Raw genomic sequence first — 19,740 nt, 5'->3', positions numbered from 1 at the left:
AGGCAGCACCTGAGCACCACACTCCGCCGGTGCCGCTGCCGCTGCCGTCAAGGGAAGGCAGCGCCGGAGGTCAAGGGCGGTAGGACGCTAGGCGTCGGTTAGGAACGCAGTGGCGCGTTCGGCGAGTTCGATGGCGGGGCGGATGCCTCGGGCTCGGAAACGGCGGAGGTCGCGCCGCATGTTCTTCACGGCCTTGCGGGTGCGGACGGAGTGCACGCCGCTCATGTGGTCCATGGACCGGTTCAAGGTGACGCAGGCTTGCTCACGGCCTGCGCGTCTCAAACACCGGCGGCAGGGTGACGTGGGACGCCGTGGACCTGGCCGAAGCCGATCCGCACAGCCTCTGGCCGCGGGTGGGTCTCGTTCCGCAGGACTACACCCGCTGGCCCATGCACCTGCGCGACAACATCCACCTCGGCCAACCCCGCACGCAGGACGATGCCCTGCTCTTGGACGCTGCTCGGGCGGCCGGCGGCGGACAGCGTCATCGCGAAGGCGCCTTACGGCCTGGACACTCTGGTCGCGAGCTCCAACTGGGGCGGCACTGATCTGTCCGGCGGGCAGTGGCAGCGTATCGCGGTCGCTAGGACCTTCTACCGGGATGCGGCCATGCTGATGCTGGACGAGCCGACGTCCGCGATGGACGCGCGCGCCGAGCACCTGGTGATCAGCCGGTTCAAAGGGCTCGCCGAGGGCAGGGCCGCGGTCTTCGTGACGCACAACCTTGAGAATGCCCGGATTGCCGACCGGATCATCGTTCTCGACGGCGGCCGGGTGCGCGAAGAGGGCACATGGCAGGAACTTATGGATCGTGGCGGGCTTCTCGCCGAGCTCTACAAACTGGCACAAGACCGCTGAACGTCCAGCGCTCAGGTCGCTGTTGTAAGTTCCGCGATCCGGTGCGCACGTACCCGTGAGACGCGCACCCGATGCGCAATTTCAAGGATCTGTGCGCACTGACTCCGCACGGTAACCAAGGGCTGAAGGCGTTGGACTATCCGTTGTGTGCTTCGAGCTCGGTCGCCAGCGTCTGTTGGGTGGCCGCCCATGACGCCAGGAGCGCCAAATTGTCAGCGGTCGGGGTGCCCGCGGGTGCGGTGTAGACATTGAGGCGCAGGCCGGGTTCGGCGGGCAGTTCCAGGGACTCGACGTCCAAATCGAGCCGACCCACGATCGGATGGCGCACACGCTTGCGACCGGACCGGTGCAGCCGCACGTCCTGGGATGCCCACCGCTGCCGAAATAGCTCACTGCACGTTGACAGTTCGCCGACTAGGGCGATCAGCTCCTCGTCGTGCGGATTGCGGCCGGCCTCCATGCGTAGCTTCGCGGCCACGTCACCAGCAATTCGGTCGTGGTCGACAAAGAAATCTCCGGCCGCCTCGGAGTTCAGATAGACGAATCGCGCTGTGTTCGCGGGCCGTCGCGGGTCTGCCAGCACCGGTGAATACAGCGCGCGAGCGAGTTGGTTCATGGCGAGCACGTCATAACGGCCGTTACCGATCCAGGCCGGCGCATCGGAGATCGCGTCGAGCACCTGCTGCAGCGTCGAGCGCACTGTCACAGCAGGCCTACGTCGGCGTGGGCCACTGGGTGCCCTGGATTGGCGCGCGAGGTGGAACAGGTGGTCACGCTCGGCCTCGTCGAGTTGCAAGGCAGAGGCCAACGCCTCGAGCACGCCATCGGAGGCACCGGTGAGGCTGCCGCGCTCCATGCGCACGTAGTAGTCGACCGATACCCCCGCCAGTAGCGCTACCTCCTCGCGGCGCAGACCTTTGACCCGACGGTTGTTGCCGTAAGCGGGCAGGCCCGCCTGCTCGGGTGTGATGCGGGCGCGACGCGAGCTGAGAAACTCCCGTATCTCGGTGCGTAGATCCATCGTGGCCATCCCCTCACCGTAAGCCCGTCCCGCAACCTAAGGGGTACCCGATGCGGTCGTCGCGGTGCCGCCGTCCACCGGGATGATGGTGCCCGTGAGGTAGGACCCGGCCCGGCTGGCGAGAAACACGGCGATACCCGCCATGTCGTCGTCGCGGCCGAGCCGGCGCAGAGGGGCCGCCGCCGCGATCGTGTCGCCGATGGCATCGAGCGTGGACGCCATCATCTGCGACGGGAACACTCCCGGTGCTACCGCGTTCACCGTGACGTGCTGTGGGCCCAGCTCTCTGGCAAGCACTCTGGTGAGTTGATGGAGTGCCGCTTTGCTGCTGGCGTACGAGTAGTTGGGCGCCTGGGCGACGTGGATGGCGGCGATACTGCCGATGTTGATGATCCGCGCGGGATCATCGGCGGTGCCCGCCTTGCGAAGTGCGGGGAGCAGCGCCTGGACCAGCCAGAACGGTGACTTGAGGTTGAGGTCGATCACTGTGTCCCAAGCCTCGTCCGGGAACGTCTCCAGCGGCTCGCGCCACATCGCTCCCGCGTTGTTGACAAGGATGTCGAGGTGTTCCGAGTCGGCCTTGACAAGATCAGCGAGGCGCCGGCACTCGTCGTGCCTGGACAGGTCGGCGGGGATTGCTCGAACGTCGCCGAATTCGGACAGTAGATGCTGTGCCTCCGCGCATGTGTCTGCGTTGCGTGAGCTGATGACGACGTGGGCGCCCGCCTGGAGAAGGCCGCGCGCTATCATCATCCCAATGCCTTTGGTGCCGCCAGTGACAAGGGCGTACTTCCCACTCAGATCGAAAAGTTCTGTGTGCGTGGTGCATTGGTTGTCCGCCATTGGTCTCCGTACCTTCTGTCGTGGAAGAATGCGCCGACACGGTCGCGCATTCGGGGCAACTGAATTGAACTGATGGGGTAAAGCCGCAGTGCGCGTCCATGGAGTGTTGTCGGCGCTTTCGACTCAACCAGGTTGACAGGCGTTTGGGACGTCTGGGAGACCCTTGTGATACAGGTACTGGCAGAGCCCCCTTGCCTGGTGCGCTGACTCACCCCGGATCCACCGGCTTGATTCCCGGTTGATCGTTTCGGGGTCGTGCAGGCCGTGTTGGGGCGGAGTTGCGGATTCGGGCATGGGATGGCCGCTGGTCCGCCCAGCTCTTCCTTGCGCAATTTCGCCGCAGGAAAGGCGCCGGTGCCGACCGCCACTGGTCATATGCGCCCAGGGGGTTGCGTCTTGAACGAGACGGGCGGACCGAGCGCCGCTGTCTCGGCGCGGCGTTTCGGAGTCGATCTCGACAGGCAGGCAGGCGACGGCCCGCGAGAAGTCGTCACTGACTGCGACAGGCGGCCTCCCCAGCTGGGCGCCTATTGCGCATGGAGGACCGGCACCCGCAGTGCTCACTTCGCGTGGAATCCGGTGTCTCCGCTGGAGTCAGTGCGCACCAGAAGGTGGAACCTACAGCTGTGCCATCCAGGACGGGGGCTGCCGCCAAAGTCGGACTCCCAGACGCATCCCCGCTGGAGGGGTCAACTTGAGAGCGGCAAGCGGCCTGATGGCCCTCCCGGGGCGAGGAAGCGGGCGCCCATGTTGTCCATCGGGCTGAAGCAGACCATGGCCGTGAACCAAGCCCCGGCCTTGCGCGGATGCTGGACGGCATGCGCATCGTGCTCAACGTCCTGGTCCCTGGCCTGGAACGCTTCATGCTCATCGCCGACGGCCAGCTCGTCCTGCCCGGCCCCCGCGGCCGAACCACCCTCACCCGCCAGCAGTCCGCCGACATCACCTGAGCAGGGCTTGCCCAGCCGCAGGCTGGCTTCGTAGGTGGAAACGGACACCACTTGCCGGTGGGTTTCGACAGCAGTAGCTGCCTTGGGCCGTTTGAAATGTCGGTGAGATCTGACACCGCCTGGCCTGGGGTGAGGTCCGGTGTCTGGTCGAGCCGTAAACAATGGACCTCAGCGCCTGCGTGATCGATGATCGGACCGTGAAGAGAGTCATCGATCTTGATCAAGCGGTCGTCGAAATTGCAGAGCGTCGACGTGGGTGGGAGTCCGCAGGATTGGCTGTCGGGCCTGTCAGTTGGCGTGACGAAGCAGCTTCTTGGCCTCAGCAGCTTGAGACGGACCGCTCGCGAGTGGAGGACCCCGATTCAATCGGCGTCCGTATCACGGGGCTGGCAGAGACCGAGCTCTGTGTGGTGCTGTTCCGCGGTGGCTGGGCCGATGTGGACTTCATCGCGAGCATCGATGATGCCGGTGTGCTCCCTGCCCCGGATGTGGTTTCACCGCAAGCCTTCGGGAACCTCCTCGACCGTTGCGTGTCCAGGGTGTTCGGTCCTTCCCGGTAGCGGCTTCCCCGGTGCCGTGATGGTGGCCCTCCGTCGGCCCGCGGCACCTGTCGAGGAAGGGCCCGCTGTCGTCAGCCAGCGGACTGTTGGGCCCTGGCTCGGGTCTGGGCGAGGCGGAAGGAATCAGTGCCGGTCTCGATGATGTTCCCGCCGAAGGTGAGCCGATCGACGATGGCCGCGCAGAGCCGGGGATCGGTAAACGTTTTGGTCCACCCTCCAGAACTTTCGTTGGAGGCGATGGCGACGCTGTTCTTTTCCTCCCGTTCGGTGAGAACTTGGAACAGCAACTCGGCGCCGCGTTTGTCGAGTTCCATGTATCCCAGCTCGTCGATCGCGAGGAGATCGACGCGTCCGTAGCGGGCGATCGTCTTCGTCAGTACCTTCTCGTCGGCGGCCTCCACCAGCTCGTTGACCAGCTTGGTGGCCAACACGTACTTCACCCGGTAGCCAGCTATCGCGGCTTCGGTGCCCAGCGTGATCAGCAGGTGAGACTTCCCCGTTCCGGAGTCTCCTATGAGGCAGAGGGGCAGACCCTTCTTCACCCATTCGCAGGACGCGAGAGTGTGGATCACGGCCTGGTCGATGTTCGGGTTGGCGTCGAAATCGAATTGCCGCAGAGACTTTTCCCGGGGAAAAGAGGCGGCCTTGATCCGGCGCTCGGAACGTCGGCGGGCCCGGTCGTCGCACTCGGCCAGCAGCAGCTCCGCGAGGAACCCTCGATAGGTCATCTGGCCCTTGGCCGCATCCTCGGCGATGTCGGCGAACTGGCCCCGGATCGTGGGCAGTCGCAGTGCCTTGCAGGATGCTTCGATAGCCGCGTCGGCGGCCTGCTCGGTCAGTCCGCGGTGGCGATTGACGGTCACGGCTCTTCTCCCTCGGGGTTGGGCCGGCCGCCCGGCCGGCGTCGTCGCAGTAACTGGTCGTAGACGGCCACCGAGGGCAGCGGCCGGGTGTCCGGCGGCAGGTGCGCCAGTCTCCGCTCGGTCAGCGAGGTGACCTTCGGATGCCCGAACCGGTCGGACTCCGGCCCTTCCGGCAGCACGGTCGGGGCCGTGGTGTCGTCGGCCTCCGCTGCTTTGCGGGCCTCCAGCGCGACCGCGTCCGAGGTCATCGCTCCTGCCCGCAGCGCCGCGGCGAGTCCGGCGACCAAGTGCTCGTGCGGCATGTGCCGGCCCAGCAGCAGGACCTCGATCAGCGCCCGGGTGCCGTCCCGGTCGCCGTGGGCCTTGCAGGCCGCTGCCCACCAGGCGTCGTGGACCGGGGTGAACTTCCCTGCTGAGCGGGCCTGTTCCAGCGCGGTCGAGCCGGGCAGGGCCCCCGGTTTGCGGACCAGCGCCTCCAGATAGTGGTCCAGCACCAGACGCGACCCGGCCTTGGTCATCAGCCGTTCGTGCCGGGCGACTTCGACGCCGTTGTCGTAAACCACCAGCTCCGAGGCGTGCAGCATCACGCGCACCCGTCTTCCGATCAGCCGCACCGGCACCGAGTAGTGGTTCGTGCGGACGCTGATCTGGCCGTAGCGGTCCACCCGCAGTGCGAACAGCCGGCCCGTCTCGAACGGTTCAACCGGTAACGGCTTCAGCAACGGCTGTTCCGCGGCGAAGTACTCGCCGACCGTCCGCGGTCGGGAGCGGATCCGCCGGGCGTCGTCCTCCTCGTCCCAGCGGTCGACCATCGCATTCAGTTCCGCCAGCGAGCCGACCTCGGGAACGGGGACGAAGTGATTGCGGCGGAAGCAGCCGATCTGCCCCTCCACCCCGCCCTTCTCGTGCGCTCCCTCGATGCCAGGACGGCAGTAGAAGACCTCGATACCGAAATGCGAGCGGAACGCGATCCACCGCTCGGTCTCCACCCGGGCCCGGTTGAAGCCCAGCACCTGGGCGACGGCCGAGTTGAGGTTGTCGTAGCGGACCTTGCCGGTCGGCACCCCGCCGAGCACGCTGAGAGCGTGGACGTGTCCCTCGAAAAACGCCTCCTGGCCGCCGGAGGCGGACACCCGGTGCACCGCCTTCCCGGAGTACGACAGACGGAACGAGAACAGGCTGCACTTGACCTGCTCACCGGCCAGACGGATCGTCACGTCCCCGAAGTCGACCTTCCGCTTCGGCTCCCGGCCGATGGGACTGCGGCACGAACGCCTTCGCAATGCCCCGGCCCGCCGCGATCCGTATCTCCTCGCGACGTTCCGCAACATAGGCGCGGACGATCCCGTAGGTGATCTCGGCCGCGCCGTGCTCGTCAACCAGCCGGTCGAAGATCCGCTTGGCGGTGTGCTGCTGTTTCCGCGGCGCGGTGAGATCAGCCCGCAGCATCTCATCGACCAGCCCTTTGTAAGGGTCCAGCCGTGTCCTGCGCGGCGGAAGCTTCTTGCGAGGCTCCGGCCAGACCGAGGTCAGAGCCTTGCGAACCGTGCGGAAGCCCACCCCGTACTTGTGCTGCAAAGCCCGGTTCGACAGCCCGGCCCGGGAATCACGACGGATCGCCGCGTACAGATCGACTTTGGACTTCGGCGGCATCCGTGCCCCCTCACCACGCGGTGCACTTCGATGGTCCCACCGCAAGCACCCGGGTGGTGTCCAAACTCATCGATACCGCTTCCCGACGAGAGCGGGTGGTGTCGTCGCTGACCGACAGGTGGTGTCACTACCCACGCGCATAGCCAGCAGGCCGCCGATGGCCGTCTGGCCCTCACGGTGGACGTCAGCAACTGGACCGCGAAGGTGATCGGTGGCCGGTGCAGGCCGAGACGGGGACGCTGAGCTTGTTCTCTATCTTTGTGCCCCGAACAGCGCCAGAAGATAAGGAACAAGCTCAGGGTCCGGCCATCCCGGCGGCCGCCATCAGCCGGCGCACACTGCGGGTCAGGGGGTGGGCTTCCCCGATCGTGCGTACGCAGGTCGCGAGGGTCCGCGTGTACAGGCGGCGCGCCTTGCGCGGCGCGCCCGCCGCCCGGTAGACGCCCGCCAGATTCATCTGTGTGGTGAGGGTGTCGAGATGATCCGGGCCCAGTTGCTTCTTCTGCCGGCGAAGGGTGTCCCAGAACAGAGGGAGGGCCTGGCGGATGTCGCCTGCTGTGGCAAGGGCGACCGCCAGGTTGTGGGACGTGGTGAGGGAGTGCGCGTGGTCGCGCCCCAGCGCCACGGTGCAGGCGGCGAGGTTGTCCTCGTAGAGCTCTACGGCGCGCGTCAGGTCCCCCGCATCCTGGTGGGCGCCGGCGAGGCCGTTGCGCGCGGTGAGTGTGCCGGTGTCCAAGGGGCCCAGCGCCCTCTCCATGCCCGTGACTGCCCGCTCGTACAGGGGCAGGGCGAGGGCAGGTCCTCCTGCGCGCTGCCGGGCGTACGCGAGGAGGCCGAGGGCGGCGAGGGTGTCAGGATCATCGGGGCCGAGGTCCCGCTCCCGTGCGATGAACGTCTGCTCGTAGAGCGAGGCGGCCTCGCCGAAGTCCCCCGCCTCGCGGTGGGCATCGGCCAAGTGCCGGCGGCTGTTGAGGGTGTCAGGGTGATGAGGGCCAAGCGACTCCGCCCGGATGCGCAGGACCTCCTGGAAGAGGGGGAGCGCGCGCTCGGGAGCACCCGCCATGAGGTGGGCCACCGCTAGATTGTGGCGGGCGGTGAGCGCGTTGCGGTCGTCGGCGTCCTGACGAGCGCCGACGTCCTCGCGTACGGCCTCTTCGAACAGGGGGACGGCCCGTGCGGCGTCCCCGGCCGCCAAAAGCCCGTAGCCGAGGTCGACGTTCCGGGTGTCGAGGACGTCGGCCTCGGCGGACGTCCTCGTTCTGTCAGTGGTCCCGCCTCCCCCGGGACCGGGGGCCGAAGGTTGCGGCCCGCTCGAGGACTCCTGCGGTGCGGACCCGAGCCCGGCCATCCGCTCGAAGTCACCGGCCGAGCGGTACACGAGCGCGAGCGAGACGCGCGCGGTGCGTGTGAGGCCGTGGAACTCGCCGAGGACCCGTTCCATGGCAGGCATCACTTCCTCGAACAGGGAGATGGCCCGCCGCAGGTCACCCGCGTCCCGCACGGCTCCCGCGAGGTTGCCCCGCACCAAAAGCGTGTCGGGGTGCTCGTCGCCGAGGACCCGCTCCATCGCCTCGAGGAGCGCCTCGAACTGGGCGACGGTCTGTTCTGGCCCCCGCGGGCAGTCCGAGGTACCTCTCTCCTCGCGCCGGGCGGCGACCAGGTTGTTCCGCGTCGTGAGGGTGAGGTGATGCTCCGCGCCGAGCGTTCGGACGCACGCGGCGAGGTTCTCCTCGTACAGGCGCATGGCTTCGGCGTGGTCGCCCGCCTCCTGCCGGGTGCGGGCGAGGGTGTTGCGTGCCGACAGGGTGACGAGGTCCTCGTTTTCCGTCGGCGGGCCCGGAGGCAGCGACATGCTCAGGTCCATCGGTAGGCCCAAACGCGTCGCCGCGCGGGCGGCATACGTGTCGTCGTGCTGGTCCGCGAGCAGGGCAAGGGCCTTGTCCGGGTGCCCCGCAGCCCGATGGGCGTCGGCCAGGTTGTTGCGGCTGGCCATCGTGAGCGGGTGCGTCGCCCCGAGGACGTCCTCCTCGTCGCGCAGGACGCTCTCGTACAGGGCGACGGCCCGGCGCACCTGCCCCGCGGCTTCCTGGGCGCCCGCGAGACCGTGGCGACAGGCGAGTGTGTGGATGTCGTAGGGGCCGAGCTCCCTCTCGTGGTGGTCCAGTGCGCGCTGGAGGTGCGCGGTGCTTCGGGCGGCCAGCCCCTGGCTGAGACAGAACACTCCCGCGTGATGCAGGAGCCGGGCCGTCGTCGTCGTGTCGGCGGACGGCGGGGACTGGTCGGCCAGCGAGTCCATGTGCGGCAGCACGGACCGTCCGAAGGACCACGTGGCGGGATCCTGCCAGTCGGTCGACCGCACCGCCATCTCGAGAGCGGCCGTCGCACGGTCCCGGGCCTCGTCGACGAGACCCGCGGTGCGGTGCGGGTCCGCCGCGTCGGCGGTGCGCGCCACGGACTGGAGCAGCCGGTGCACGCAGAAGGTCCGGGCCGCCGGATCCACGGTGATCATGCTGTATGCGTTGAGGATGCCGACGGCGCTCGCCACCAGGGCGGGACCGCCCTCGCCGTCCACGAGGTCGACCGGGATCTCGTCCGGGGCGTACCAGGCGAGAGTGCGCAGGACGGCCGGGGCCAGCGGCTGCAGTTCACCGACCCGGTCCAGGGTCACCCGCCAGATGCGGGCGATGGTGCGCTCGGCGATCGTGTATCCGTCACCGCCGCGCTCGTACAGCGGCGCCGGGTCCTGCCGGAGGAGCTCCAGGTACGCGCGGGGCGTCAGCAAGGGGTTCTGGGCGAGGAAGGCGGCGGCCTGCTCGACCGCCAGCGGCAAGTGGCCCAGCTCCGTGCACAACTCGTCCGCCCCGGCCAGGTCCCGGGAGCCACCGGATCCGGCGATACGGGTGAGCAGGGCCAGCGACTCGGCCGGCTGCAGCGCGTCGAGCCGGATGACGGCGGTGGCGTCGTGCCACACGGTGGCCAGCCTGCTGGTGATGAGGAAGTGGCCCTGGGGAGCGCGGGCCAGGAGCGGGGCTATGTCCGCGACGTGGTTGACGTTGTCGAGGATGAGCAGCCAGCCGCTGTGCGCGGCGAGCCACTGCATGCCGTTCTCGGCGAGGGCCTCCACTGTCATCGCCTTCGACGCGGCGGGCTGCAGCGACGCGGCCAAGGCGGCGAGGCCCTGCTCCACGGCCGAGGCGCTGTCCGCGGCGATCCAGCGGACGGGCGTGAGGCCATGCTTGCGGGCCCGGGTGGCCGCCCAGTGCACGGCCAGCGTGCTCTTCCCGATTCCCCCGAGCCCGTGCACGACTTGGACACACCCGCCGCGGCGCTTCTTCATCGAAGCGTCGAGCGTGTCGAGTGCCTCCGTACGCCCCATGAACTGGGCCGTCCTATAGGGGTAGTTGTCGAGCCCGCGCCGAGCCCGCACGTCCGCGACGGGGCGCACCGCCTCCGGAGGGAGCACCACGCTGGAGTGGTCGTTGTAGATGCCCGACACGGCGATGCCGCCGTTCGACGCGGTCGCGTTGCCGCTGCCCGAGACGTGCTGCGCTGCGGGATCGTCCGGGATCGTGCTCCCGGCCAGGGTCCGCTTGCCTAGGTCGTACCTTCTGCCCCATCGCCACTTGGCCATCCGCGCCCTGGCCCTACTCCGTCACGATGCCGCTGACGGCACTGGACCCGGCGCCGGTCGCTTGCGCGTCGCCGGTGTTCACCGCCCGCGCAGCTGGCTGCCCGGCACCGGGTTCCCCACCGGCGGACTTTCTGATCCCCGTCACCGCACTGCCCCCGTCTTGCGCCGTCGCCCTGCCCGTCGCCAGGGCCACATCCTCTCCCGGGCCGTCGACAAAGGCCAGCAGCGTACGCAGGTCCCGCACGGCACGCTCCTGAGCGGCGGTGTCCAAGGACTCCAGCAGGGACTCGAACCGCCCCTGCCACGCGCCTTCCTGACGCAGCGCCTCCCGCTCGGGGTCGGCGGCGGCACCCGGTTCCAGCGCCTGGGCGGTGCGATCCAGACGCTCCAGTTCGGCCCGGGCCCGCTCGGCGTCGTCCCGCCCGAAGAGCTCGGCGACCCGGTCCCGCACCGCCAGCCACGCGTCGGTTCCCGCAGCCTGCACCACCGCACCGCCGCTCGCGGCGGCCAACGCGGTCAACGTCTCTACCAACAAGGCTTGTTCCTCACACCACTTGGGCCCGAATCATCGCGACGTACCACTCCAGCGCACGTCGGGCGTCCAATCAAGTCGGCGCGGGGCATTTCTCGTCGGGCGCGGGGCCAGCCACGGGCCGACCAACACCCCAGCATCAGCTTGACTCTGTCGGAGATCTTGGAGTCGCGCCGAGGTCAGGTGCCCAGGGTTCGCCAGGACTTCAGTCGGGGAATTTCGCGTTGGTCGAGGTAGCCCTGGGAGGCGGTCGGTCGGCGGGGCGCGGAGGTTTCCTCGGTCGGGGACAGCCGCTGAGCCGCTCGATGTTGACGGCGATGGCCGTCAGGACGTGCTGGAGGCGGGCCTTTCCCTGCCCCCGGTAGCGGCAGCGCCGCATGCCGTGACCGTGGGTGAACTCGTTGACCGTGCCCTCCACTCCGGAGCGGACCGCATAGCGGGCCTTCCAATCAGGTGACTTGCTGCTGGTCGTGGTCGATGTGGAAGTCGTCCCGGGCGAAGCCCTCGTTCCGTCGGTGCTGGCGGGTGGGGGTTGGTCCGAAGCGGCCCGGAGACGGTGACCTGGTGTTCACGGGCGGCTTGTTCCAGGTGGGGCAGTGAGGTGCAGCCAGCGTCGACCAGGTGCTCGGCGGGCAGCAGTCCGCGACGCGCCGGGCGGGTGTGGATGCCGGGCAGGACCTGGCTGTCGTGGGTGGTGGCCGCGGTGGTGACCACGTCCGTGATCACGTTGGGGCCGTCGGGGGCACAGGTCTCGGTCAGGTGAGCGGAAAACCCCTTCCAGCTGATGATGTGCCCGTGCCGTGCCGTGCCGTGCCGTGCCGTGCGTAGCGGGCGGAAGTGTCGTAGGGCGAGACAATCGCTCGGGATGAGGGCGACAGTCCGGGCCCGCCTTCCTTCTCGGCGGTGCGCCAGCACAGGTGTCCTGCGACGTCGCGGTGGTAGTTCTGCACCACGATCTGGCGCAGGGCCTGCACGCGAGGGCCGAACGTGTGGCCGGTTCCGTGCCGGTAGAGGTGTTCCAGGAGCCGGACGGCGTCGTTTCCGGTGACGAGGATCGGCGCCCCCAGTCCTCATCAACCAGCTCGTCGAGCAGGTGAGGGGAGGTGCCGGCGACCTCTTCGAGCGCGGCGCGAACCGCCTCGGTGGTCAACTCCAGGCGGGTCAGGTCCCGCACCGCGGCCAGGACGTGGGTGGAATCGGTGCGCTGCGTGGTGCGCTCACGCACCAGTCCGGCCTCCTTGAGACGGGCCAGCGCGAGGTCAAGGAGGAGGTCAGCACGGTCGTCTTCAGCGAGACGGTCGCGAAAGTCGGCCAGCACACTGTGGTGGAAGCCGGGATCATCCAACTCCATGGCCATGGCGTACTTGAAGTCGACGCGGCAACGAACCGCCTCGGCAGCCTGCCGGTCCGACAGGCCGAGTACGAACTGCGGGACACAGACGGTAGCCAGTTGAGCAGGGGAGCGGCCGGCGCACACCGACGAGTGCACGACACCGCCGGTGACGATGTCGTGTGTCCACCTGGGTGCGCACTGCCGTGTTTCTCCTTGACCGTGGCCGTGGTCAAGGAGAAACGCACCGCACCGTCGGCACTCGATGCGCGGCATCCGGTGCGGTCGGTACCGGTCCGCCCGGCCGTGCGCGCCGGCTAGTGCGCGGCGATGTCTGCCGATGCGCACCGGCTGCTAAGTGCACCGTGCGAGCCCGCTGCAAGTGCTCATCACGCATCTCCTCCAGTGCGCGGGGGAACGTAGGCATGGAGCGGGGGTGTGCGAAGCGGTGCTCGTGTGTCGTTGGGAGGCGCGGCGTCTGTGACCTGTGGTGGTCGGGCCTACCGCGCCTTCTCCCGGCGTTGTGTTGGGAGTCGACCATCGGGCCCCGCCGATACCGGCTCCTCACCATCCTTGGTGGGGTCGGGTGTTGGGCTGCCAGCGTGGGTACCGGCGTAGGTACCAGCGTGGGTACCGACGTTCGGCTGCTTCACCCTCTAGCCCGATGCTGCGGGCCAGTTCTTCTTCCTCGAACCGGACTCGGTGATTTCCCTCAGTCCAGTCTGAAAGGCTGAGGTCGAGTCGCGAGGCCAACTCGTACAGCAGGACCTTGACCATTTGCGGCAGGTCCGCATCGACTACGGCATCCACGAAGTCCTCGCGACGATCCGCGTTGGGTAGGGGCTTGGAATTCCCCTCCCCGGCTTCTGCCGTAGACATCTTCTTCAGTTCCGCTTGATAGCTGCTGTTCCCGTTTTCCTTCATGCGGCGTGGCGCATCCTCTTTACGTGCATGCTTCTTGGTCATCTCGCTCTATCCGCACCAGTCCCGTGAACCCGATGCGTTGAACGACCGGATCACTGCAACCAGAGGCGAGGATGCGAAGCACCTTCGGGCTGTCGCTGCTCGCCGTTCACGGGCCGACAGAGCACAGCCGGGACCGTCGCCGCAAAGGCGGTCCGCCCTAAGCAACGTCTGTGACCGGGAAAGGCTGCGCTACCTGGCACGGTGCCGTCGGGCGTGAAGCCGGGCCGCGAGGGCGGCGGCCGCGGTGACGACGATAGCCATCACGACCACCGCATCCCGATCGCGGACAGCAGCTCCATCCGCTCCGGCGTCAGCGTCGCGGCCCTGCTCCGCTGGTTCCCTATCCAGGCTCCTAGATTTAGCTCTCTGACCTTGCGTTTCTCTGCGCTGTCGCTGCCTATGGTGATCGGTTCGGTGTGTTTCCTTGGGACGTGTAGGTGTCCTTCGCGTTCGTAGTACTGGCGGGCGGCGGCGTAGTTGATGGCCCATTTGTCGGCTTGTGTGCGGCGCGGCTTCGGCTTCTCGTCCTCGCTGGCGGGCTCGATGCGGCCCTGCCGACATCCGGGCCACCGCTGACCAAGGCCCCCCGGGTGCGGGTCTACGCAGCGGCCACTGTCGCTCAGCGAGCCGAAGGGCGTGCGTCCGGCGATGCGGCCGCATCGCCGGACGTGAACCGTTCAGTGCCGGACGTGAACCGTTACCTGAACGCCGCCAGCAGCACTCACTCCACCGCCGATGACTCCGACGACGGCGGCCGCGGCGCCGTGGCCCGTCAGGGCCAGGACGGTCACGGCGACGATGGCCAGCAGACCGGTCACGGTTGCCAGCCACCCGTATAGACGAGCACCGGGTTGCGAGCGGGTCGGGATACGGACGGGAGGGCTCATGGCTTTCTCTTCTCCTCGGCGCGAGATGGGACGGACGGTCGACACCTATGGGAGGGCCGACGACACCGTGCTGGCCAGCAGCTTCCGCATCAGCGCCATCCCTACGCACTCCGGGACTTGCAGTGCACGCACCTGTGAGTGCGCTTCTTCCGGACGATCCTCAACGAACTCCTATAGGGGCGATTTGGCCAGCGGAGGGGCTGATGGTTTTCGGCCCACCTGCACCGAGCGGAGCTGTTCGGCATCCTGCGGCCGCCAGGTCCACCGCGGAGGATGGCCGTCGAGCGCGAGGAGGACCGGGACAAAGCCCGTTTTCTGCGGTGGCAGGGCCTAGGAGACCCAGGGTGCAGCTCAGCGTCTGCGTGCCCCAGCAGAGAAAAGCGAACCTGTATTTCACAGAGTGATACGCGGGTATCGACGCATGGACAACTCTAGCGACGTCGGCGTTCTTGACGCGCGAAGGAATGGGGCCTTTGAAGTGGATCGAGCCGTCCACGGCGTCCTCGTTCTCGTGGTGCTTGCCTGGCACTCGTTCATCAGCGATCTGCGGATGTGCCAGAACCCCCGGCGACTTCGTCGCGTTCCAGGAGAATCTGCTGTCGGCCACCTTGACGGCGACCCAGGCCCGGGCGGAAAGATCCCGCGTGGCCAAGCGCCTGCGAAAGGGGGAGAGGCCTCCGCCTGACGCTCCGGAACTGCCTGAGGGCGACCCGCACGACGTTGACGCCTGGAAGCTGGAACTGGACGTGTACGAGCGGGTCATCCGCCAGCTGCGCTCCATCGGTGACGCGCTGGCTTGGCGAGTCCTGGGCTACAACCGCTCTTACATCCTCGCTCTGTGCCGCAACGAGTCGCCCGGGCCCATGCACCTGGACAAGAAGGGGACGCAGCACGAGATCGAGTTCGCCGTCGAACAATGGCGCGACCACCGCCGGTTCACGTTGCTGCACGACCTCACCGACTGCTTGCGTATCGGCGATGCCACCGTCTTCCACGATGGCGACGACGGGTGGCAGAACATCTACCTCCACGAGCTGAAGTCGAACCCGAACGCACGCGACCGTGTTCAGGACCTGCGCCTGAAGGCCGCTGCGGAGGCGACCCAGAACTTCGGCCGGCTCCCCGGCGATATCCGTGCCCGCCTGGTCGACACCGGCGTGCCATACGCCACCCACCTTCCCGCACTCGCGGATGCGCTCAGCCTGGCTCATCGGCGCGGCATCCAGACCATGAAGATCCCCGGCGGCAGGGCATTGCTCGCCTTCGACTTCTCAGCGGCGAGGAACCGATGGGGCGAGGAAGAGGCGGGCCAACGTTTCGAGTCCGCGTACGCGTCGCTGCTGCGACGCGCCCGCCTGACGACGGGGACCCGCATCTGCTTCTCCAGCGGAGACAGCGTTGCTCGCGGACGGCTCACCCCGCCGTGGGGCATCTATCCCCTCCAAGCCGCCCAGTGCGCCGCCCTCATCGCCGACTTCCTGGTCTTCACCGTGACCCTGCGCTCCGATTCCCTCGTAGAGGAACTCGGCAAGTGCGGGATGGACGCGCGCTGGTTGCTCCCCAACGGTGTCGAGCCGACGTCGCCGGGGCAACCAGTGCTGGAGCTCCATAGCAACGGCCACCGCGTCTCGATGAACAGCGCGGAGATCAACCGCCTGCTGCTCGAACTGGTCGACCTCCCAATCTGGGCCCGAGGCATGGATCGCATGCTGGCAAAGGGGACAGTGGGATGGCAACCGTGGCCGGTCTTCACCAACGAAGATCAGATCTGGGTCTGACAGAGTGCGCCCCGAACCGGCCTGGGCGGAGCACAGCGAGACCGGATCCCGGGTGATCCGGGCAGCAGTGGGCCGGGCCGAACTCCTGCCCAGCTCCCCTGCGTCTGCGCCTGCGCATCATGTCCACCGCATACCGATCGCGGACAGCTGCTCCATCCGCTCCGGCGTCAGGGTCGCGGCCCGGCTGCGCTGGTTCCCGATCCAGGCGCCCAGCTTGTGTTCCCGCTCCTCCTGGCCCTCGCCGACGATCCGTTCGACGTGTTTCCTCGGGATCTGTAGGTGTCCTTCGCGCTCGTAGTACTGCTTGGCGGCCTGGTAGTTCAGCGCCCACTTGTCGGCCTGCGTACGGCGCGGCGGTGGCTTCTCGTCCTCGCTGGCGGGTTCGATGCCGAGAACCTGCTCGCACATCCACTGCTGCACGGTCGTGAGCTGTTCCCACCCATGCCTTACGGAGCGGACCCAGCGTCCGAGGTCTTCGCCTTGGCGCAGGATTTCGCCCGCCGTGGTGGGGAGCGTCTCACCGGCGTCCAGGTGGAGCCGGACGAGGTGGAAGCAGCGTTGCCATGTGACCGGCCAGGTGGGGCACCAGGATGGGTCGATGTCCTCCAGCTGCTCGCGTCGCTCCTGCGGCATGGCCCCGGCCGATGTCTGGACCGGCTGCCCCTCGGCACGCCGTTGCTCGTTCTCCTGCGCCTTGCGGGCGGCTGCTCGCGCGTTTTTCAGCCAGATGCCGACCTTCGCGCCTTGGTGGGTGGCGTCGAGTGGGGCCAGGAGGTGTCCGTGTTCGGCGGCCCATCCGTGTGCGGCGGACAGGCCCTCCTCCCATGCGACGTCAAAGTGGGACCAGATCATGCCGAGCTTTTCCAGCTGGGCGATGCGGTCCTGGTCCATGTCGCCGCGGGCGTAGAAGCGGCGGACGTCGGCGGTCCACTGCCCGAGGGGGAACGCGGCGAGCGAGGTCGGCCACCCCTCTCCTCCGACTTGCACCTCGTCCCTGGCCGGGACGCGGTAGGTGAACGGGACCTTCAGGTCGCCGTGGAGTCGGTTGTAGATGACGGCGGCTTCTACTCCGCGTCGCCAGTGTTCGTGTTCGGGGTTGAGGACGCGGAGGTTGATGAACGCGGCGAGGGCGGCCGGGTCGCGGGGCGTGGAGAACTTCAGCAGGGCCTTGGCGGGGCCGCTGACGTTCCCAGAGCCGTCGCCGCTCCCGCCCGTGCTCTTCCCGCTGTCGTCCTTCGCTACGGGCTGGTAGCGGCTCGGGGCCTGCTGCTCCGCGAGGTTCTCCACGATCCGGGCGTCGTGCGCCCGCAGCGCCTCCAGGAGCTTGGCGAGCCCGCCGAACGCCCGGCTGGTGAGCATGTTGTCCGCAGTCTCACCGGGCCCGAGCAGCACCGGCACGACCAGGCTGGCCGTCTTGCCCTCGCCGGGCTGCATCCGCAGTGCGCGGCCCACGGCCTGGACCAGGTCGGGCATGGAGCCGCGTACGTCGGCCCAGTACACAGAGTCACAATTTCGGGTATCCACGCCCTCCCCGAGAACCTTCACGGACCCCAGATACCCCTTCTCCACCACGGTGCCGTCCGCGGCGATCCCGTCGGCGAACTCCCCGAGCAGACGCCGCCGGTGGAGTGGCTTGTGCTCGCCGCAGAGCCAGTCCGCCCAGATCGTGGCCGGGTACAGCTCGGGGTCGGATGTGTGCAGCTGTGCGGCGACCTGGGGGAGGCCGGCCGCGAACGCTTCGGCCTCTTTCACCATGTGGTGGAAGACCAGCGTGCGGCGGAAGCCTTCCTCCGAGGACGCTTTCACCAGGGCGGTCTGCAGGGCGGCGAGCCGTGCTCCGCGGATCTCTGCGGTGCGGCCTTCGGCGCCCAGGAGCTGCGCGGCCTGGAGGGCGGTGTCGGTGACGTCCACGCAGACGACCTGGTAGGGGGCACAGATGCCCCGGTCGATGGCCTCCGAGAGGGTCAGGGTGAAGCAGCGGTTGCCGAAGGGCCCGTCCGGGTTGTCGTCCATGCTCGCCACCAGCTCACCCGGCGCATCCTGCAGCTCCTGGTCCTCGTCCCCGAGCTGCCACAGTCGGGGTGTGGCGGTCATGTAGAGGCGGCGCAGGGAGGGGATCTTCTGGTTGTCGTGGATGACCGCCCACGGTTTGCCGATCCGGCCGGAAACGCGGTGGGCTTCGTCCACGACGATCAGGTCCCAAGCCGCCAGACCCGCGGTGTGCGCCCGCTCCAGCGTGCCCAGACCGAGCGACGCGTACGTGGCGTACACGGTGACCTTCTCCAGGCCCCGCGTCCACTCCACCAGCTCGTCCACGTCCGTGGTGTTGGGGAAGGACACCTCCTCACCCCGCAGCGAGGAAACCCCGACCATCGGCCCCCGGCGGCCCCCCTCGCGCCACGCAGCCTCAGTTTGCGCGAGCAGGTCCAGCGAGGGCACGAGCACCAGCACACGGCCCGCGTGGAGCTCCTCCGCGCTTCGGACCGCCACCCTCGTCTTTCCGGACCCGGTTGCCATGATCACCTGTGTTCGGAGCCCTCGCTCCGGCACAAGTGATCTTGCAGGCAACTCGAGGGCACGCACGACTGCGTCAATGGCTTCCCGCTGGGCGGCCTCGCGCTGATCGGTGAGCTGGGTCGACATGTGCATCTGCCTTCTGCGGGGGTAGCTGGCGGCTGATGAGCGTCCTGGTGACCGGAGTTGAACCTGCATACGAAGTCGGGGCGAGACAGATATCGATTACGATCTCGCCATCGGAAACAGTTCAGGGCTCCAGCTCTGGAGCTATCTGAGTCCAGAGTCTATCCGTGTATTATTTTGAAGCAAGCATAGCTCTAGCTCTTGCAGTCGATGGGGTGGGGAACATGCAGACAGGCGGCATCGGCGTTGCGGCTGACCGTGAGTGGATCATCAAGAATGCCAAGGGGAAGAAGTTCGTGTACGACTCGGAGACTGAAGCGTTCGAGGAGCTTGAGGAGTACGGCGAGGGCGCGGTAGTACTCACTCGGCGTGTATACCGGGGCATGTTCAGGACCAAGCCGATGGAGGATTGGCAGCCGGTGGAACGCCCCACATCCTGATTCACCCCTGCCATCCTTCCCCTGCCATCCTTCCCCTGCCATCCTTCCCCTGCCTGGCAGGGGAAGGATGGCAGGGGAAGGATGGCAGGGGCTTTCTGATCGCGCATCACTGCCACGCTGGAACAGCTGGATCGTGCAGGGCGGGGGAGTGACATGGAGGGTGATTCGCCTGAGGAGGATGTTCTGCGCGTGGTGGAGCAGGCGATGAGGATCCAGATGGTGTGGCAGGAAGTCTGCTTGACGCACTGGGGGCGCCCTTTCAGTGAAGTGAAGGAGGCACTGGTAGAGGCTGCCGGCCGGTGGGATGTGCCGATCGATGATTCCTTCGCGGTGAGGGCGGCCCTGGAGATCCACGCGGGTTCCTGGGAATGAGCCCCTCAAGCCCATGGATTGGCCGTTCGGTAGCCAGCCTGGCCCGCGATAGCGGGTCTTGACGGCCCCTCAATCCGCACCCCCGCCCGAGAGGCCGACCCCCGTGCTCCTCACTCGATTCGATTACCCGTCACCCCCTCCTCTTGCTGCCGTTTGTGGCGTGAGCCCTATGGGTGGGCCACGCGGAGCGTGGCACGCCGCGCCGCAGGGGAGTTGGTGGGCCACCGGGCGGCCGGAGGCCGGCCGCGCCTCGCAACGCGAGGAGCCTGTCCTGCGGTTGGCGGTTGGCGGTTGGCGCGGAGCGCGTGCCGTCTGGCGGTGAGCGGAGCGAGCCGCATCCGCTCACGCGGAGCGGGAGCGGAACATCCCTGCGAAGCAGGGATGTTCGCTTGCATATCGCGAAGCGATATGCAACC

The 19,740-nt window shown here is 67.9% G+C and carries 18 protein-coding genes and 1 pseudogene; 6 read left to right on the top strand and 13 right to left on the bottom strand.

Annotation, left to right across the window (positions count from 1 at the left end):
* Window positions 1-87: 87 nt before the first annotated feature.
* Window positions 88-234 (bottom strand): hypothetical protein, encoded by a 147-nt coding sequence (locus ACFVXC_RS41280; RefSeq protein WP_389916803.1) that lies wholly within the window; start codon window positions 232-234, stop codon window positions 88-90.
* A 204-nt stretch (window positions 235-438) separates the two neighbouring features.
* Here ACFVXC_RS41280 and ACFVXC_RS41275 point away from each other — a divergent pair, with 204 nt between their 5' ends.
* A complete protein-coding gene (locus ACFVXC_RS41275) occupies window positions 439-858 on the top strand; it encodes an ATP-binding cassette domain-containing protein (RefSeq protein WP_389916801.1) in 420 nt (139 codons plus the stop codon).
* A 136-nt stretch (window positions 859-994) separates the two neighbouring features.
* On the opposite strand, the gene ACFVXC_RS41270 is transcribed toward ACFVXC_RS41275, so the two are convergent.
* Both ACFVXC_RS41270 and ACFVXC_RS41265 read right to left on the bottom strand, forming a co-directional pair.
* Window positions 995-1,888: a helix-turn-helix transcriptional regulator gene (locus ACFVXC_RS41270; RefSeq protein WP_389916799.1), complete on the bottom strand. Its 894-nt coding sequence runs from the start codon at window positions 1,886-1,888 to the stop codon at window positions 995-997.
* Between the two features lie 27 nt (window positions 1,889-1,915).
* Window positions 1,916-2,722 carry an SDR family oxidoreductase gene (locus ACFVXC_RS41265; RefSeq protein ID WP_389916797.1) on the bottom strand — a complete coding sequence of 269 codons (807 nt, stop codon included), beginning with the start codon at window positions 2,720-2,722 and terminating at the stop codon, window positions 1,916-1,918.
* Window positions 2,723-3,540: 818 nt separating this feature from the next.
* Here ACFVXC_RS41265 and ACFVXC_RS41260 point away from each other — a divergent pair.
* Together ACFVXC_RS41260 and ACFVXC_RS41255 are read left to right on the top strand one after the other, a co-directional pair.
* Window positions 3,541-3,672 (top strand): hypothetical protein, encoded by a 132-nt coding sequence (locus ACFVXC_RS41260; RefSeq protein ID WP_389916795.1) that lies wholly within the window; start codon window positions 3,541-3,543, stop codon window positions 3,670-3,672.
* Between the two features lie 197 nt (window positions 3,673-3,869).
* Entirely contained in the window at window positions 3,870-4,232 is a 363-nt protein-coding gene (locus ACFVXC_RS41255) for a hypothetical protein (RefSeq protein ID WP_389916793.1), read from the top strand.
* Window positions 4,233-4,303: 71 nt separating this feature from the next.
* Here ACFVXC_RS41255 and istB read toward each other — a convergent pair whose 3' ends face one another.
* The 9 genes and pseudogenes from istB to ACFVXC_RS41210 all read right to left on the bottom strand — a co-directional run bounded on the left by istB (window position 4,304) and on the right by ACFVXC_RS41210 (window position 14,025).
* Window positions 4,304-5,095, bottom strand: coding sequence for an IS21-like element helper ATPase IstB (gene istB / locus ACFVXC_RS41250; protein ID WP_389916792.1), 792 nt, complete (start codon window positions 5,093-5,095; stop codon window positions 4,304-4,306).
* Window positions 5,092-6,748: pseudogene (gene istA / locus ACFVXC_RS41245) on the bottom strand (IS21 family transposase). The gene istB and the pseudogene istA overlap by 4 nt, the downstream one beginning before the upstream one ends.
* A gap of 295 nt (window positions 6,749-7,043) precedes the next feature.
* The gene (locus ACFVXC_RS41240) at window positions 7,044-10,379 is read right to left on the bottom strand and encodes a tetratricopeptide repeat protein (protein ID WP_389916790.1); all 3,336 of its coding nucleotides are present in this window, start codon (window positions 10,377-10,379) and stop codon (window positions 7,044-7,046) included.
* 13 nt (window positions 10,380-10,392) lie between these two features.
* Window positions 10,393-10,914: a hypothetical protein gene (locus ACFVXC_RS41235; protein WP_389916788.1), complete on the bottom strand. Its 522-nt coding sequence runs from the start codon at window positions 10,912-10,914 to the stop codon at window positions 10,393-10,395.
* A 202-nt stretch (window positions 10,915-11,116) separates the two neighbouring features.
* A complete protein-coding gene (locus ACFVXC_RS41230; RefSeq protein WP_389916786.1) occupies window positions 11,117-11,329 on the bottom strand; it encodes a transposase in 213 nt (70 codons plus the stop codon).
* Between the two features lie 150 nt (window positions 11,330-11,479).
* Complete coding sequence (locus ACFVXC_RS41225) at window positions 11,480-12,517, bottom strand: transposase (protein ID WP_389916785.1); 1,038 nt, start codon at window positions 12,515-12,517, stop codon at window positions 11,480-11,482.
* Between the two features lie 288 nt (window positions 12,518-12,805).
* The gene (locus ACFVXC_RS41220; protein ID WP_389916783.1) at window positions 12,806-13,207 is read right to left on the bottom strand and encodes a hypothetical protein; all 402 of its coding nucleotides are present in this window, start codon (window positions 13,205-13,207) and stop codon (window positions 12,806-12,808) included.
* Between the two features lie 260 nt (window positions 13,208-13,467).
* Window positions 13,468-13,752, bottom strand: a complete 285-nt coding sequence (locus tag ACFVXC_RS41215; RefSeq protein ID WP_389916846.1) for a helicase associated domain-containing protein — start codon at window positions 13,750-13,752, stop codon at window positions 13,468-13,470.
* Window positions 13,753-13,884: 132 nt separating this feature from the next.
* Window positions 13,885-14,025 (bottom strand): hypothetical protein, encoded by a 141-nt coding sequence (locus ACFVXC_RS41210; RefSeq protein ID WP_384279054.1) that lies wholly within the window; start codon window positions 14,023-14,025, stop codon window positions 13,885-13,887.
* Window positions 14,026-14,738: 713 nt separating this feature from the next.
* Here ACFVXC_RS41210 and ACFVXC_RS41205 point away from each other — a divergent pair.
* On the top strand, window positions 14,739-15,872 hold the full coding sequence (locus ACFVXC_RS41205) for a hypothetical protein (protein ID WP_389916780.1): 1,134 nt from the start codon (window positions 14,739-14,741) through the stop codon (window positions 15,870-15,872).
* Window positions 15,873-15,989: 117 nt separating this feature from the next.
* Here ACFVXC_RS41205 and ACFVXC_RS41200 read toward each other — a convergent pair whose 3' ends face one another.
* On the bottom strand, window positions 15,990-18,515 hold the full coding sequence (locus ACFVXC_RS41200) for a Helicase associated domain protein (protein WP_389916778.1): 2,526 nt from the start codon (window positions 18,513-18,515) through the stop codon (window positions 15,990-15,992).
* A 164-nt stretch (window positions 18,516-18,679) separates the two neighbouring features.
* On the opposite strand from ACFVXC_RS41200, the gene ACFVXC_RS41195 reads away from it, so the two are divergent.
* Complete coding sequence (locus ACFVXC_RS41195) at window positions 18,680-18,952, top strand: hypothetical protein (RefSeq protein ID WP_389916776.1); 273 nt, start codon at window positions 18,680-18,682, stop codon at window positions 18,950-18,952.
* A 153-nt stretch (window positions 18,953-19,105) separates the two neighbouring features.
* Entirely contained in the window at window positions 19,106-19,324 is a 219-nt protein-coding gene (locus ACFVXC_RS41190) for a hypothetical protein (protein WP_389916774.1), read from the top strand.
* Window positions 19,325-19,740 lie beyond the last annotated feature (416 nt).

It is taken from the genome of Streptomyces sp. NPDC058257 (assembly GCF_042881845.1).
In the GTDB taxonomy this organism is placed as follows: Bacteria; Actinomycetota; Actinomycetes; order Streptomycetales; family Streptomycetaceae; genus Streptomyces.
The sequence above is the reverse complement of the archived record's forward strand: the minus strand, read 5'-3'. Positions and strand labels throughout refer to the sequence as shown.

Bases quoted from the DNA above. Each gene is read 5' to 3' on its own strand.
- ACFVXC_RS41280 (WP_389916803.1), bottom strand. From the start codon at position 234: ATGGACCACATGAGCGGCGTGCACTCCGTCCGCACCCGCAAGGCCGTG.
- ACFVXC_RS41275 (WP_389916801.1), top strand. From the start codon at position 439: ATGCCCTGCTCTTGGACGCTGCTCGGGCGGCCGGCGGCGGACAGCGTC.
- ACFVXC_RS41270 (WP_389916799.1), bottom strand. From the start codon at position 1,888: ATGGCCACGATGGATCTACGCACCGAGATACGGGAGTTTCTCAGCTCG.
- ACFVXC_RS41265 (WP_389916797.1), bottom strand. From the start codon at position 2,722: ATGGCGGACAACCAATGCACCACGCACACAGAACTTTTCGATCTGAGT.
- ACFVXC_RS41260 (WP_389916795.1), top strand. From the start codon at position 3,541: ATGCGCATCGTGCTCAACGTCCTGGTCCCTGGCCTGGAACGCTTCATG.
- ACFVXC_RS41240 (WP_389916790.1), bottom strand. From the start codon at position 10,379: ATGGCCAAGTGGCGATGGGGCAGAAGGTACGACCTAGGCAAGCGGACC.
- ACFVXC_RS41225 (WP_389916785.1), bottom strand. From the start codon at position 12,517: ATGCCGCGCATCGAGTGCCGACGGTGCGGTGCGTTTCTCCTTGACCAC.
- ACFVXC_RS41220 (WP_389916783.1), bottom strand. From the start codon at position 13,207: ATGACCAAGAAGCATGCACGTAAAGAGGATGCGCCACGCCGCATGAAG.
- ACFVXC_RS41200 (WP_389916778.1), bottom strand. From the start codon at position 18,515: ATGTCGACCCAGCTCACCGATCAGCGCGAGGCCGCCCAGCGGGAAGCC.
- ACFVXC_RS41190 (WP_389916774.1), top strand. From the start codon at position 19,106: ATGGAGGGTGATTCGCCTGAGGAGGATGTTCTGCGCGTGGTGGAGCAG.